At 71.0% G+C, this 14,112-nt stretch carries 11 protein-coding genes; 6 read left to right on the top strand and 5 right to left on the bottom strand.

Translation table 11 applies throughout. The features are described 5' to 3' along the window. Positions 1–28: 28 nt before the first annotated feature. Positions 29–1,492 carry a glycosyltransferase 87 family protein gene (locus GUI43_RS12775; protein WP_112583896.1) on the top strand — a complete coding sequence of 488 codons (1,464 nt, stop codon included), beginning with the start codon at positions 29–31 and terminating at the stop codon, positions 1,490–1,492. A gap of 4 nt (positions 1,493–1,496) precedes the next feature. Here GUI43_RS12775 and GUI43_RS12780 read toward each other — a convergent pair whose 3' ends face one another. The 5 genes from GUI43_RS12780 to GUI43_RS12800 form a co-directional block, all read right to left on the bottom strand. Beyond that, positions 1,497–1,925: a molybdenum cofactor biosynthesis protein MoaE gene (locus GUI43_RS12780; RefSeq protein WP_091396665.1), complete on the bottom strand. Its 429-nt coding sequence runs from the start codon at positions 1,923–1,925 to the stop codon at positions 1,497–1,499. Further along, positions 1,922–3,181 (bottom strand): molybdopterin molybdotransferase MoeA, encoded by a 1,260-nt coding sequence (locus tag GUI43_RS12785; protein WP_112583897.1) that lies wholly within the window; start codon positions 3,179–3,181, stop codon positions 1,922–1,924. The genes GUI43_RS12780 and GUI43_RS12785 overlap by 4 nt, the downstream gene beginning before the upstream one ends. A gap of 77 nt (positions 3,182–3,258) precedes the next feature. Next, complete coding sequence (locus tag GUI43_RS12790; RefSeq protein ID WP_112601339.1) at positions 3,259–3,729, bottom strand: MogA/MoaB family molybdenum cofactor biosynthesis protein; 471 nt, start codon at positions 3,727–3,729, stop codon at positions 3,259–3,261. Continuing rightward, positions 3,726–4,217 carry a cyclic pyranopterin monophosphate synthase MoaC gene (gene moaC / locus GUI43_RS12795; RefSeq protein ID WP_088987073.1) on the bottom strand — a complete coding sequence of 164 codons (492 nt, stop codon included), beginning with the start codon at positions 4,215–4,217 and terminating at the stop codon, positions 3,726–3,728. Before moaC ends, GUI43_RS12790 begins: the two co-directional genes overlap by 4 nt. Positions 4,218–4,479: 262 nt before the next feature. Continuing rightward, on the bottom strand, positions 4,480–7,584 hold the full coding sequence (locus GUI43_RS12800; protein WP_112698869.1) for an AfsR/SARP family transcriptional regulator: 3,105 nt from the start codon (positions 7,582–7,584) through the stop codon (positions 4,480–4,482). A gap of 743 nt (positions 7,585–8,327) precedes the next feature. On the opposite strand from GUI43_RS12800, the gene GUI43_RS12805 reads away from it, so the two are divergent. From GUI43_RS12805 to GUI43_RS12825, 5 genes are all read left to right on the top strand, one after another. Then, positions 8,328–10,850, top strand: coding sequence for a putative bifunctional diguanylate cyclase/phosphodiesterase (locus GUI43_RS12805; protein WP_170158721.1), 2,523 nt, complete (start codon positions 8,328–8,330; stop codon positions 10,848–10,850). A gap of 50 nt (positions 10,851–10,900) precedes the next feature. Further along, positions 10,901–12,250 (top strand): glycosyltransferase 87 family protein, encoded by a 1,350-nt coding sequence (locus GUI43_RS12810; RefSeq protein ID WP_112698871.1) that lies wholly within the window; start codon positions 10,901–10,903, stop codon positions 12,248–12,250. A 41-nt stretch (positions 12,251–12,291) separates the two neighbouring features. Then, on the top strand, positions 12,292–12,924 hold the full coding sequence (locus GUI43_RS12815; RefSeq protein ID WP_112583901.1) for a phosphoribosyltransferase: 633 nt from the start codon (positions 12,292–12,294) through the stop codon (positions 12,922–12,924). A gap of 22 nt (positions 12,925–12,946) precedes the next feature. Next, positions 12,947–13,330, top strand: a complete 384-nt coding sequence (locus GUI43_RS12820; RefSeq protein WP_091396643.1) for a TFIIB-type zinc ribbon-containing protein — start codon at positions 12,947–12,949, stop codon at positions 13,328–13,330. A 104-nt stretch (positions 13,331–13,434) separates the two neighbouring features. Beyond that, positions 13,435–14,112, top strand: coding sequence for a maleylpyruvate isomerase N-terminal domain-containing protein (locus GUI43_RS12825; protein ID WP_112698872.1), 678 nt, complete (start codon positions 13,435–13,437; stop codon positions 14,110–14,112).

The following is a 14,112-nucleotide window of genomic DNA, read 5'->3' on the forward strand; positions in this document are numbered from 1 at the left end:
ACGACCTTGGTACGGGGGTGGCCACGCCATGCCGACGGATGTCGGTAGACGGGCGGACCGCCTCGCCCCAATCCAACGTGTGACACGCGGGATCGACCGCGTGACGCGCGGGATCGATCGCAGGAACGTCGTACGGGGCGCCATCGTGGCCGCCGTCGCCTATGCCGCATGGCTTGCCATCGGCACCTTCGGGCGGCCGTACAACTTCTTCGACATGAAGATCTACCACGGTGCCGTGGTGTGGTGGGCGAGCGGTCACGAGCTCTACGAGTTCATCGCGCCCGAAACCACACTCGGGTTCACCTATCCGCCCTTCGCCGGGCTGGTCATGCTGCCGATGGCGCAGCTGCCGATCGGCGCGGCCGGCCTGGTCAACGCCGCCGCCAGCATCGCCGCCCTGGCGCTGGTGCTGGCCGGGCTGCTCCGACCCATCGTGGACCGACTGGGATGGCCACTGTGGTTCACGGTGGCCCTGGCGGTGCCGCTCGCCGTCGCCATCGAGCCGGGTCGGGAGACGCTCGGCTACGGCCAGGTCAACATCCTGCTGTTCGCCTTGATCATGGCTGACCTGATCGGCCTTCGCTGGCGGTCCCGCCGGGGCACCCACTACGCCGCCACCGACGGCCCGCTGCTGCGCTTCATCTACGGCGGGGCCTGGGCGGGGGCCGGTATCGGCCTCGCCACCGCGGTCAAGCTCACCCCGGCGCTGTTCATCGCCTACCTGCTGATCACCCGTCAGTGGCGGGTGGCGGCCACCGCCATCGGCACCACGATCGGCGTGACGTTGGGGACCTTCGCGATCGTCGGTGACGAGTCGCGGACCTACTTCGGCAGCGTGCTGTGGCAGACCGAACGGGTCGGCGCGGCGGACATGACGCCCAACCAGTCCCTCGCCGGCCTGCTCGCCCGGCTGTACGACTCGATCGAGACCCCGGGGCTGCTGTGGCTCGCCTTCTCGGTGCTGGTCCTGGCGCTGGGCCTGTCCCGGGCGGCCAGTTCCCGCGCCGACGGTGACGAGTTGACCGCCTTCACGTTGGTCGGTCTCACCGCGAACGTGATCAGCCCGATCTCCTGGACGCACCACCTGGTCTGGGTGATCCCGGCGATCATCGTGCTGGCCGACGCCGCCGTGCGTCGCCGCGAGGCGAGCCGGGGGATGCCGCAGCGCACCGGCCAGGGGGCGGTCTTCGGCGGTCTACCCGGGGTCAACGGGCTCCGCCCGCCGATCTGGTACCCGACGCTGACCGGGCTCCGCCACGGCTTCGCCGCGATCGGGCTCTACCTGCTCTTCCTGATCTCCCCCATCTGGCCGTACGAACACCAACTGCCGGAGATGTCGCACTACCAGGACGGCCTGTTCGGGGCACTGATGGAGAACTCGCTCGCGCTCGCGCTGATCGTGCTGGTCGCCGCGCTGCCCTGGCGGCCAGGCGCAGAGCCGGCGTTCTACGGCGACCGGCTCGCCCGGGCCGTGGTCAACGGCCGTCGCTGAGCGGTCAGGGGCAGTTGACCCATTCCTCGGTGCCGTCGGTGAAGACCTGCCGCTTCCAGATCGGCAGTCGCGCCTTGACCTCGTCGACCAGTCGGGCACAGGCCGCGAAGGCCGCCGCCCGGTGCGCGGTGCTCACCGCAGCGACCAGCGCCACGTCACCGATCACCAGGGGGCCGACCCGGTGCGAGACCGCCACCGCGTAGACGTCGGGCTCCGCGGCGATCTCGGCTGCCACCTCGCGCAGCACCTGTGCGGCACTCGGGTGCCCCTCGTACTCCAGGCTGGTGACCTGGCGACCGTGGTCGTGGTCGCGGACCACACCCTGGAACGACACCACGGCGCCGGCCCGGCGGTCGGCGACCGCCGCCTCGTGCGTGGCGAGGTCGAGCGGCTGGTCGGTGACCTCGCCGAAGGTGATCGCTGGTGCGGTCATGATGCACGCTCCCCGGGAAACAACGGCAGTGGCACGATCGGCACCCGGTCGCCAGGCTCACCGCTGGTGCCGGGTCGGATGACCGCGAACCCGTCCGCGCCGGCCAGGCCCCGCAGCATCGCCGAGCCGACGTGACGAACCGGGAACGCGACGCCGGCGGACCGGTCCAGTCGGACCAACGCCAGGTGGGTGTGGTCACCGCGACCGGGCACCGCCTCGGCCAGCGTGACCTGCGGCAGCACCGGCATCGACCGGCCCTGGAGGCCGGCGAGCAGCGGGGCGACAAGCGACACCAGCGCCACGATGGCCGACTGCGGGTTGCCCGGCAGCCCGGCCACGAACCGGGCTCGCCCGTCGGGGCCGGTCAGCCGGGCCAGCAGCATCGGGAAGCCCGGGCGGACCGCCACCGTGTTGACCACGTAGTCGGCGCCGAGCGCCTCCAGGGTCGGGTGCAGGTGGTCGACCGGACCGTTCATCGTGCCGCCGGTGGTGCAGACCAGATCGGCGTGGCCCAGCGCCGAGCGTAGGGCCGCCACGTGCGCGGGCAGCGTGTCAGCCACCGGGCCGACCACGTCGGATGGGCGGACCTGGCAGCCGTACCGTCGCAGCCAGGCCGGCACCGCAGGGCCCAGCGCGTCACGGATGCGACCCGCCGCGGGCGGGCCCGCCGTCAGCAGTTCGTCGCCGAAGACCAGCAGCGCGGCGCGTGGCGCCCGCCGGACCCGCAGCGTGTCGTGCCCGCAGGCGGCGGCCAGGCCGATCACCGCCGGGTCGACCGGCGTGCCGGCCGGCAACAACTCCTCATCGGCGTACGCCTCCTCGCCGGGGTTCCGCCACTCGGGCGTCTTCCGGGGAGTGCCGCTGATCAGGCCGGTGGTGGACGCGGCGGACTCCTCCACGCGGAGCACGGCGGTGGCGCCCTCGGGCACCATCGCGCCGGTCGCGATCTCGACGGTGGTGTCGTCCTCGGTGAGCGGCGCGGGGGTGCTGCCGGCCAGGACCCGGCCGACGACGCGCCACGGCCCACTGCCGCGCACCGCCCAGCCATCCACGCTGGAGGTCGGGAACGCCGGCAGGTCAGTGCGGGTGGTCAACGGCTCGGCCAGGGTCGACCCGTCCGTGTCGACAAGTGGTCGGGCGGCGGCGGGCAGCGCGGCGGCCAGACCGACCGCGTAGACCCGCGAACGGGCTTCTTCCCACCCGGCTGGCGGTGGGGCGGTGACCCGATCCGCTGTGGGTGCGGTTTCCGTGCTCACCGACCGAGCCTATCGGCACGGACCGACACCCGCCCGGGCCTGGCGCGCACCAGTCGGTGGTCGCCACCGCGAAGCGGTCAGTGGTCGCCACCGCGGAGCTGGTCGACGGTGTGCCCGAGGATCGGCCCGAGAACGGCCAGGCCATCCCGGGCACCGCCGGTCGAGCCGGGCAGATTGACCACCAGCATCCGGCCGGCGACCCCGGCCAGGCCCCGGGACAGCACCGACGTCGGCACCCGGTCACGACTGTGCGCGCGGATCGCCTCGGCGATGCCGGGGATCTCGTAATCCAGCAGGCCCCGGGTCACGTCCGGTGTCCGATCCGTCGGGGTCACTCCGGTGCCACCGCTGGTCACCACCACCTCGACACCATCGGCGCGGGCGGCCCGTAAAGCGTCCCCGACCGGCTCACCGTCGGGCACCACCACCGGGTCGTCGACCTGGCAGCCCAGCTCACGCAGGCCGGCGACGAGCAGCGGCCCGCTGGTGTCGGCGTAGACACCGGCCGCGGCCCGGTTGGAAGCGACGATCACCCGAGCCCGGATCACGGCCGGTCCTCCGGACGGACCCACTCGCCGGTCTTGCCGCCCTCCTTGCGCAGCACCCGGACCGCCTCCACCGAGGCCGCCGGGTCGACCGCCTTGACCATGTCGACCAGGGCGAGACCGGCGACAGCAACCGCCGTCAGTGCCTCCATCTCCACCCCCGTCCGGTCTGCCGTGCGGGCAGTGGCCGTGATCTCCACGGTGTCGGCGGTCAGCCGTAGGTCGACGGTGACACCGTGCAGGGCGATCGGGTGGCAGAGCGGGATCAGATCAGGAGTGCGCTTGGCCCCCATGATCCCGGCGAGCCGCCCGACGGCCAACGCGTCACCCTTGGGCAGCCCGTCGCGATGCAACAGGTCGATGACCTCGGGCGTGGTCCGCAAACGGCCGGCCGCGACGGCCAACCGACCCGTCACCGCCTTGGCAGAGACGTCGACCATACGGGCCGCGCCGGCGCGATCGACGTGGCTGAGCTGCGCGGGTTCGGTCACGGTCGTGAGCCTATCGGTGCGGTACGACGGCGGTCGGAAGGAGCGGCGTCACACTGACGACGCGCCGGGTGCTGACGGCGCAACGGTCCCGACGCCGCTCCTCCCTCACCGACCCGCCGCCGAGGTCGCTGGGGGGGACCTGGCAGCGGGCGCGTGTCGACGACCCGGTTCTGCCCAGGGGCAGAACCTCCCCCGTTCGCCGATACGGCCGCCAAGTTACCGGGCCCGCCGATAAGAAATCGATAAGCGCCGTTCAGGCTGGTCAGCGCTCTGCGACCACTGTCGCGCCAGTCAACTCGGCGAGGCGACGTTCGGCCTCGAAGCGCTCCGGCACGCCCATCCGTCGGAAGATCGCCAACGCCCGCTCCCAGTGCCGCCGCGCCTCGGCCGGGTCGATGCGGCCGAAGTGTTCGGCGAGCCCGGCCAACGCTCGACCCTGCTCGTGGGGGTGCGCGATCCGCGTGGCCAACCGCAACGCCTCCTGGTGCACCTCGAACGCCTCGCCGCCCCGACCCTGCGCCAGCAGGGTGCGGCCGAGTTCGTTGAGCGCAGCCGCCTCGACGTGTCGCTCCCCCGAACCGATCGACAACTTCCGGGCCAACTCGTGCTCCTGCTGGGCCTCCACCAGACGACCCAGACCGCGATAGGCGATCCCGAGGTCGTTGCGCACCTCGGCCTCGGCATACCGGTGGCCGGTCCGATCGCGCAGCGCCAACGAGGCCAGGAGAATTCGGATCGCCTGCGGAAGGTCACCCATCCGAAGGCGAACGGCGCCGATGTGGCTGAGAGCGTTGAGCGTGTGGAAATCGTCGGAGTTCGTTCGGGCCCACGCCAGGTGCAGGCGGTGCATCCGTAACGCCTCCTCGTAACGCCCCAGGGACGTCAGTGCGATGCCGAGATTCGGCAGCACCATCGGCACCCTGACGTTGCCGTACCCCTTGTAGTCACGCAGGCACTCCAGACCGACTGTCACCGCTTCGGCCAGATTGCCGCTCCACCAGTAGACGGCGGCGAGATTGGCGCGGTATCGGGCGGCGTTCAGCACGTCCCGTGCTTCTCCGGCGAGGGCGACAGCGCGAGTCAGATGGCGCAGCGCTGCCCGGTTGTCGCCGGTGCGGACGTATCCGGAAGCAAGGTAGTTGTTCATCAATGCCGTTGCGCCGACGTCCCCGGATGCTTCCGCTGCGGTCAGCGCGTACCGGTGGGTCGTGATGATGTCCTCGAAGTATCCGCGGATGTAACACAATCGCCAGAGAGCACGGGCCAGTCGCCAGGAGTGCTCGTGGAAGCCCTCATCGAGGGTTGACCGCACCATCGTCACCAGGTCCGTCCGCTCCCTCTCCAACCAGTCGGCGGTGGGCTCCCCGATCGCGTCGATCAACTCGGGTCGCCCGAACGGGAGATGTGTGACGCGAGATCCCAGGTCGTTGAACTCCAGCGTCTTGGCGACCCTCAGTGCCACCTCCAGAGTGAAATCGAACAGGTGAGCCAGCCCGGCCTTTCGGTCGCTCGCGGAGTCGGTACGCGAACAGAGTTCGATGGAGTACTGCCGCATGAGGTCGTGCAGTCGATATCGCGTCGAGTCCAGGTCCTCCACCAGGTTGCTGTCGACGAGGTCGTCGAGCGCCGCGCGAGCTTCCGCGATCGTCAGACCGGTCAGCGCGGCGACTGCCGGCGTGCTGAAGCGGCTACCGGGATACAGACCCAGGAATCGGAAGACACGCTTGGTCGAACTCGGAAGCGGCTCGTAGGAAGCGGCGAACGCTCCGGTGACGGTGCTTTCTTCCTGAGCGAGATGGCGCAGCACCGGAGCGTCGTCGGCCATCTGTCCGGCGAGGTCCGCCAACCGCCAGCCCCGCCGATGCGCCAACCTGGCACCGGCCAGCCGGATCGCCAGTGGGAGGTACCCGCATCGGCGCACCACCTCGGCGGCCGCCTCCGGCTCGGCTTCTGCCCGGTCCCGACCGACGCTCAGGCTGAGGAGTTCAACGCTCTCCCGAGGGCTGAGGAGCGGAAGCGTCTGCGAGGGCCCGACATGCGGGTGGGTCAGACGCCGCCGCGAGGTCACCAGTACGACGGTGGTCGGCTCGACCGGCAGCAGGGGCATGATCTGCTCGCTGCTCGCCGCGTTGTCGAGCACTATCACTGACCGCCGCCGGGCCAACTCCTGCCGCCACAACTCCATCCGGTCGTCGAACTCCACCGGTACACGGCCAGCCGGAACGCCCAACTGCCGTAGCAGGGAGACCAGAGCACTCGCCGGCTCCACCCGGTTCTTCTCGCCGTGCCCGCACAGGTCGATGAACAGCGCGGCGTCCGGGTATCGATCGGCCAACCGGCGGGCCAGGTGCACGGCAAGTGTCGTCTTGCCGCTACCCGCCATGCCGTCGATGATGTGCACGGCTGGCACCCTCTCCTCGACCCGCCGGGTCTCCGCCAGCAGCCGCGACACCACGTCCTCCCTGCCGACAAAGTCGGTGACCGCTCGCGGGAGGTGATCCACCAGGTCGGGCTGAGGCGCTCTTGCGGGCACCAGGACACCGACTGTGGACGTTGGGTTCGTAGCAGGGCGGGCGCTCTGGCCGGCCGGACGGGATGCGGCGCGGTTCGCCGGTCGCCGGGCTGGCACAGCCGAAACGATCGTGCGTTGGAGAGCCTGGAGGTCGGAACCCGGGAGGACGCCGAGTTCGGCCATCAGCTTCGCCCGAACCTCGTCGTACGTCACGAGCGCGCCCGCGTGGTCGCCGCGCTCGTGCAGCGCCCGCGCGAGGAGGACGTACGCCGGTTCCCGGAGGGGATGACGGGCGATGACCTCCCGTAACAGGGGGATCGCCTGGTCGCCCCGTCCCGCCCTGAGCTGCGCGTCGGCAAGGAGCTCCACGGCCAGCAGGCGCTCCTCCTCGGCGGCCACCACGCGCGCGCCGAGCACAGGCCCGAGCGCGATGCCGGCGAGCATCGCACCCCGCCAGCGCCCTACGGCGGACCCCAACCGTTCCAGGGCGCGCTCGACGTGGCCGGCTATCAGGGCCTCGCGACCCGCAGCGCACTCCGCCTCGAAGCGAAACACGTCAATAGCATCCGGCCCAATGGTGAGACGGTAGCCGCTCTGCTGCCTGACGAGGACACCCCGACCGGACTCGAAAGCCTCGAAGGTTCGGCGCAGATTGGCGGCATAGGTCCGTACGTTCGCCACCGCGGAGCGCGGCGGGGCGTCCGGCCACAGCTCGTCGACCAGGTCGTCGAGGGTCACCAGTTGCCCGGGTTGAACCGCGAGCATCGCGAGGACAGCCTGCTGTTTGGGCGTACCCAGGTGCAGCTTGCGAGCGAGCAGCTGCACCGAGAGGCCGCCCAGAAGTTGAATCTCCACCCGTCCCCCCTGCTTCAGCGGGGTATTCAGCCGATCACGCAACGAAGCTTACGGGCACCGGATGTAACGGCTGATGCCAATCAGGCTGCCGATGCGAACGCTCCCGCGGCCGTCCGCTGCGACCGGCCGACGAGTGCAATGCGAACATTGCAAGAACCACCGGTTGCGTCGGCGTTCTCGACTCATGCCGCAGCGCGGAGAGAAGGAGCGAAAGCCCCCAACTAGTGGTTTCGGTACCGACCTCGGTCCTGACCCCGGGAACGCCCCGGGGCAGTGCCACCATCATCAATGTTCATCTGCGAACGGTTGCGCCACGGTCGACGAAGGGGACTCCTGGCTGAAGCTGACGAGCGGTCGACCGAATCGGCGGATGAGTTGCGGCACGACAGCACCCACACTGGGGACGCGGTCTAATCACTCGGCACCGCTCACGACATTCCGCAACGGACCGGATGCAACAGGCGAGCATCCCAGCGCTCTCCGCACCGGAACGCAAACAGAATGTCACTTATGCGCACAGGATTAACTAATGTTGAGGATAACGACATTTATCATCCCTAACTAGGGCCAACCCCATTTAAGCTCCATTCGTAGAGAGTCGGCTTCAACGGAGTCCGACAAGCTCACGAAGGAGAGGGTGGGTGAAATGCGCGGAAACGAGTGGGGCTGACATCGGTGCAGGACTTCTGCATCGCTCGGCGATATGGTTGCGGGTACGACAGGCGAGGTAATCCAGGAGTTGCGTGGCCTCTTCACAACGACGCGATGACGGGACCGATCGACGGCTACGGCTGATCGTCGGTCTCCTCGTCGTTGCTGCCACGATCGTTGCGCTCGCCTCCCTGAGACTGACCTTCCCTGCGGCCGAGGCTCCGACACCCGACGGAGCAACCCTGGTAACGCTGACCGCAATGATCGCCTTGGGTGCGTTCGTCAAGACGCGCGTACGTGTCCGGTCCGCGGTGCACCTGATCAGTTGGAGCGAGGCGGCGATCGTCATCGCGGCTGCCATTGCCCCCGTTCCGTGGGTGGTGCTCTGCACCTGCATCGGGATCACCATCGCCTCGGCCCGGCTACCACCGATCAAGCTGGCCTTCGGCGTCGGCAAGAACGTCCTCGTCGCGGCCGGGGCAGGCACTGCCTTCGCACTGCTCGGCTGGACCTGGCCCGCCATGCAGGCCCCGCAGCTGGTGGGGATCCTGTCGGTCGCGTACCTCCTCGCCGCCTTCCTCGACGAGGTGCTGGCGATCCCCGTGATCGCGCTCGCCTCCGGCACCAAGATCTCGACTCAGTTCCGCAGCAACCTGGATCTTCGCCTGGCCGGCTACGCGGTCCGGTTCGTGGTGGCGGCCCTGACCCTGCTCACCCTCCAGATGGATCCACGGCTCCTGCTCGCCGTCCCGCCCCTGGTCCTGAGCCTGCACCTGGCCTACTCCGCGCGCATCCGCGGCCGCACCGAGCAGCAGGCGTGGCAGCGGCTCGCCCGCACCACCGACGCGCTCAACGTGGTCGACCTGGACAACGTCCTCACCACAGCTGTCACCCAGGCCGCCGAGTTGTTCTCCGCCGACGAGGTCGAGATCGAGCTGCGCGACGGCGGCCGCACCGTACGCGGCGGCACCGGCGGCATCACCTTCGACGGCCCGACCGGCACGCCCACCGACGTGGACGGCACGATCGTCCCCGCGCCGCTGGAAGGCCACGACCGGACGGTCGACGTCGGCATGCTTCGACTGCGCTTCCGCGGCCCGGTGCAGCTCTCCGAGCGGGAGCAGTACACCCTGCGCACCTTCGCCTCCGCGCTCTGCACGGCCGTCCGCAACGCCCAGGCGTACGCCGAACTGGCCCGGGTCGCCGACGAGCACGCGTACGCGGCCTCACACGACGCGCTGACCGGCCTGGCCAACCGCCGGCACCTCCTCGACGAGGGCACCGAACAGTTGAGCACCCGCCACGCCGACGGGGTGACCGCGCTGGTGCTGATCGACCTCAACCATTTCAAGGAGGTCAACGACACGCTCGGGCATGCCGCCGGCGATCAGGTGCTGGTGCAGGTGGCCGACCGGTTGCGGGGTGCGGCCCAGCCGAGCGACCTGGTGGCCCGCCTCGGAGGCGACGAGTTCGCCGTACTCATGCGCGGTCTGCCGGCCCCGGCGGTCGCCGCGCACCGGGCCGAGACGCTGCTCGCCGCCCTGCACGAGCCGTTCGAGTTGGACGGCATGCGAATCAGCGTCGAGGCCAGCGGCGGGATCTCCGGCGCCCCGTCCAACGGAGGCATGGCCGAGTTGCTGCGCCGCGCCGACGTGGCCATGTACCAGGCGAAGCGGGCCGGGCAGCGGATCTCCACGTACGCCCCGACCCGCGACACCGCCGACCTCGGTCGTCTCACCCTCGGCGGTGACCTACCGCGCGCGGTCGCCGACCACGAGTTCGTCGTCAACTTCCAACCGATCGTCGACCTGGGCACCGGTGAGGTGACCAGCGCTGAGGCGCTGGCCCGCTGGCACCACCCCACCCACGGCCTGATCGACCCGCTGCGGTTCCTGGAGGCGGTGGAACGGTCCGGGCTGCTACCGGCCTTCGCCGAAGCGATCCTCGACCAGGCGCTGATCGCGGCGGTGAGTTGGCGCGACGCCGGCTTCGACGTACCGGTCGCGGTCAACGTGTCCCCGCGCAGCCTGCTCGACGCGCGGTTCCCGGGCTCGGTGCTGGCCCGGCTGCGCGCCCACGACCTACCACCGGACCGGCTGGTCCTGGAGTTGACCGAGACGCTGACCCTCAGCCAACTCGACGTGGTCGACCGGGTGCTCAGCCGACTACGCGACGAGGGAGTCCGGTTGGCGTTGGACGACTTCGGCACCGGCTACTCCTCACTCTCGCTGCTCTCCCGAATCCCGGTTCACGAGCTGAAGATCGACCGGAGCTTCGTGACGACGATGGAGAGCTCGGCGGAGGCCGCCGCCGTGATCCGCTCCACCCTCGACCTGGGTCGCAGCCTCGACCTGGACGTGGTGGCCGAAGGGGTGGAGAGCGAGCCGCAGCGGCGCGCCCTCTGGGAGTTGGGCTGCGTCGCCGGCCAGGGGCACCTGTTCGCCCGGCCGATGCCGTCCGGCACTCTGCTCGCGGCGATGCAACGCGGCTCGGGCGGCCGACCGGGCACCCTCGCCGCGCCTCTGCACGACACGGGGGCGGTGATCCGGTTGAGCCAGAACCGCCGCCAGGTCGGCCGCTCCAGGCCCGACCGCCTGCCACACCTGCCCGCCTGAGCAGGCATCGCCCCGCTACGCGGGCAGCCCGGTCTGCCAGACTGTCGCGCGTGATCGTCGACGACCCGACCGCCCACCGCAGTCGCTGGCACTGGCGCACGCTCGACAACGCCGCCGGCGGACTCGCCCTCGACCTGGGCCTCTACGCCGTCTCGGCCACCTTCGCCGCGATCACAGCGGTCACGTCCACCCTGCTGCCGCACCGCGCCTGGGGCGCGGTCGCCTCCGTCGGCTACCTGCTCGCAACGCTGACGGTGATCGCCCAACTTCTGCTACGTCGACGCTCTCCGACCTCCCGGCTGACCGGTCTGCCAGCCCGCTGGGCGGTCACCGGCCTCGCCTGGGCCACCACCACACTGCTGCCCCTGGCCTGGCAGAGCATCGACCGGGCCGGTGGGCGCACCGACCGGGCCCAGGAGGAGGTGCTGGTCGTGGAGCAGGCTGGCAGCCGCCTCCTGGAACACGGCACGCCATACCTCGGACCCGACGCCATCGCCGCCCTGCCACCGGGCGAGCAACTGATGGGCTACACCCCGTACCAGCCCGGCATGGCGATGTTCGGCCTGCCCAGAGCATTGCTCGACACCTGGTGGACCGACTCCCGGGTCTGGTTCGCGGTGGGCACCGCGCTGGTGCTCGCCCTGGCCGTGGCCGCCATGCGCAGAACACCCGCCACCGCCGGGCAGGCCACCACCGCCGCGACCCACCGGCGGGACGCCGCCCTGCTGCGCGGCGTGCAGGCCGCCACCGTACTGCCGATCTGTGCCCTCACCCTCGCCACCGGCGGCGACGACCTACCCGTACTCGCGCTCTGCCTGCTGGCCCTCGCGTTCGCCGCCGCCGACCGACCCGGCCGGGCCGGCCTCGCGGTCGGGCTCGCCGGCGCGCTGAAGCTGTTCGCCTGGCCGGTCGCCCTGGTCCTGATCGTCTGGGGCCTGACGCGACGCGCCGGCACCCGAGTCGCTGTCGGCGCCATCGGACTGCCCATCGCCGCACTACTGCCGGCGCTGCTGGTGGACCGCGACGCCCTCACCGAGAACGTGCTGCGCTTCCCCCTCGGCCACGGGCTGGTCACCAGCCCCGCGCAGTCCCCGTTCCCCGGCTACCTGATCGCCAGCGCGCTACCCGCCGGCCGGCTGATCGCCGCCGGGCTGCTGGTCGCCGTCGGAGTGGCCATCGCCGTCCGGCTCGCCCGCCGCCCGCCCCGCACCGCCGTCGCCACCGCGCTCATCTGCGGGTACGGGCTGCTCGCCGCCATCGTCCTGATGCCCTCGACCCGCTTCGGCTACCTGCTGTACCCGCTGGCACTGCTGACCTGGGCTCCCGCCCTGCACCGCCCGGGCGACACACCGACCGCCGCGGCTGCCGATGAGGGGTCCGGTCGGACCACTTCGGCGTAACTTCCGAGCGGAACGGCGCGTCAGGGCGTAGACCTGAAGGCATGACCACGTACCGCGACCGGGCCGACGCCGGCCGGGCGCTCTCCGAACGGCTCACCGCACTCATCGGCGACCCGGACGTCGTCGTCCTGGGCCTCGTCCGTGGCGGCGTGCCGGTCGCCCGGATCGTCGCCGAACGCCTCGGCGCACCACTGGACGTGCTGGTCGTCCGCAAGCTCGGCATGCCGTGGGCCCGGGAGGTCGCCTTCGGCGCACTCGGGCCGGGCGGTGTCCAAGTGCTCAACGACGCGGTGGCCAGCCGACTCAGCAGCGACGACATCGCCGAGGTCCGCCATCGGGAGCAAGCCGAACTGGAACGCCGGGAACGGCTCTACCGGGGCGATCGCCCACAGCTGGACCTCACCGGGCGGACGGCCGTGATCGTCGACGACGGCCTTGCCACCGGCGCAACCGCCCGCGTCGCCGTCGAGGTCGTCCGCCAACTCGGGGCACACCGCGTCGTGGTCGCGGTCCCGGTCGGCGCGCAGGAGGCGTACGAACTGCTCGCCGCCGAGGCCGACCAGGTCATCTGCGCGCAACGCCCGGCGGACTTCGGCGCGGTCAGCGTCTACTACGACGATTTCCACGAGGTGTCCGACGAAGAAGTCACCGAGGCGCTCACAGCAACTGCATAGGTCCACCAGGTACCGTCGGGCGATGAGTAGCCTCACCTGTCCCAAGTGTCACGGAGAAATGCGCCAGTACGAGCGCAGCGGCGTCGTCATCGACCAGTGCGGGGAGTGCCGAGGCATCTTCCTGGACCGCGGCGAGCTGGAGAAGCTGTTCGAGGCGGAGGCCAACTGGAGCCGCCAACAGACCGGCGGCGCGCCGGGGCAGCCCGCGCAGCAGCCGGCCGGCTACCCGCCCCCGCCGCCCCCGCCGCACCAGCCCGGTTACGGCGCCGTCCCGCCGCCGCCCCCGCCCGCCCACGGCTACCCGCCGCAGCCGGCCTACGGCCACCAGCAGCAGCAACACCACGGCTACCACGGCCACTACCGGCAGAAGAAGCGCAAGGGCTTCCTCGACGAGATGTTCGGCTGAGCCCAGGCCGACCCCCCGCCCGGGTCGATCACGCGTCGGCCCGGGCACACCACCCGGGCCATTGGTCGTTGGCGGGCACGATGCTTCATGCGAGGCTGAGTCGCATGACCGCGATCCGACCGGACGAGGCGCTGGCCCAAGCGTACGACGGCATCACCGCGGTGGTCGGTCGCCTGGACGATGCCGGCCTGCAACAAGCCACCCGCTGCCGGGGCTGGCTCATCGCCGACCTGCTCCTGCACGTGCTCGGCGACGCCCAGCGGGCACTCGTCACCCTGGCCAGCCCCGTCGACGGCCCCGCCGACGTCGACGACGTGAGCTACTGGCGTGACTTTCCCGGCAACGACGACGAGGCCGCCCGGCACGCCTGGTGGGTCCGCCGATCGGCTGCCGCCTTCGACCGCCCGAGCGGGATCGTCGAGTTCTGGCGCGACACCGCGCCGGCGGCGGTCCGCGCCGCCACGTCAGCCGACCCCGAGGGGTACGTGACCACCCAGGGACACGTGCTGCGCGTGCCGGATTTCCTCGCCACCCTTACCACCGAGGCCGCCGTCCACCACCTGGACCTGACGCTGGAACTGCCCGACGCGCCGCCGCCCGGCCCACTGGCGGTACGCGTCGCGGTAGCGACAATGGACGGCCTGCTCAGCGACGACACCGTTCGACCCACCGCGTGGGACGACCACGACTTCCTGCTGAAGGCCACCGGGCGCGTACCGCTGACCGACCGGGACCGGCTGGAGTTGGGTGAGTCGGCGGGCTGGTTCCCACTGCTCGGCTGA

The organism is Micromonospora noduli (assembly GCF_003264365.1).
Taxonomy (GTDB): Bacteria; Actinomycetota; Actinomycetes; order Mycobacteriales; family Micromonosporaceae; genus Micromonospora; species Micromonospora noduli.

Coding starts and splice junctions, on each gene's coding strand:
- GUI43_RS12820 (WP_091396643.1), top strand. CDS start 12,947: ATGAGTAGCCTCACCTGTCCCAAGTGTCACGGAGAAATGCGCCAGTAC.
- GUI43_RS12825 (WP_112698872.1), top strand. CDS start 13,435: ATGACCGCGATCCGACCGGACGAGGCGCTGGCCCAAGCGTACGACGGC.
- GUI43_RS12780 (WP_091396665.1), bottom strand. CDS start 1,925: ATGACCGCACCAGCGATCACCTTCGGCGAGGTCACCGACCAGCCGCTC.
- GUI43_RS12775 (WP_112583896.1), top strand. CDS start 29: ATGCCGACGGATGTCGGTAGACGGGCGGACCGCCTCGCCCCAATCCAA.
- GUI43_RS12815 (WP_112583901.1), top strand. CDS start 12,292: ATGACCACGTACCGCGACCGGGCCGACGCCGGCCGGGCGCTCTCCGAA.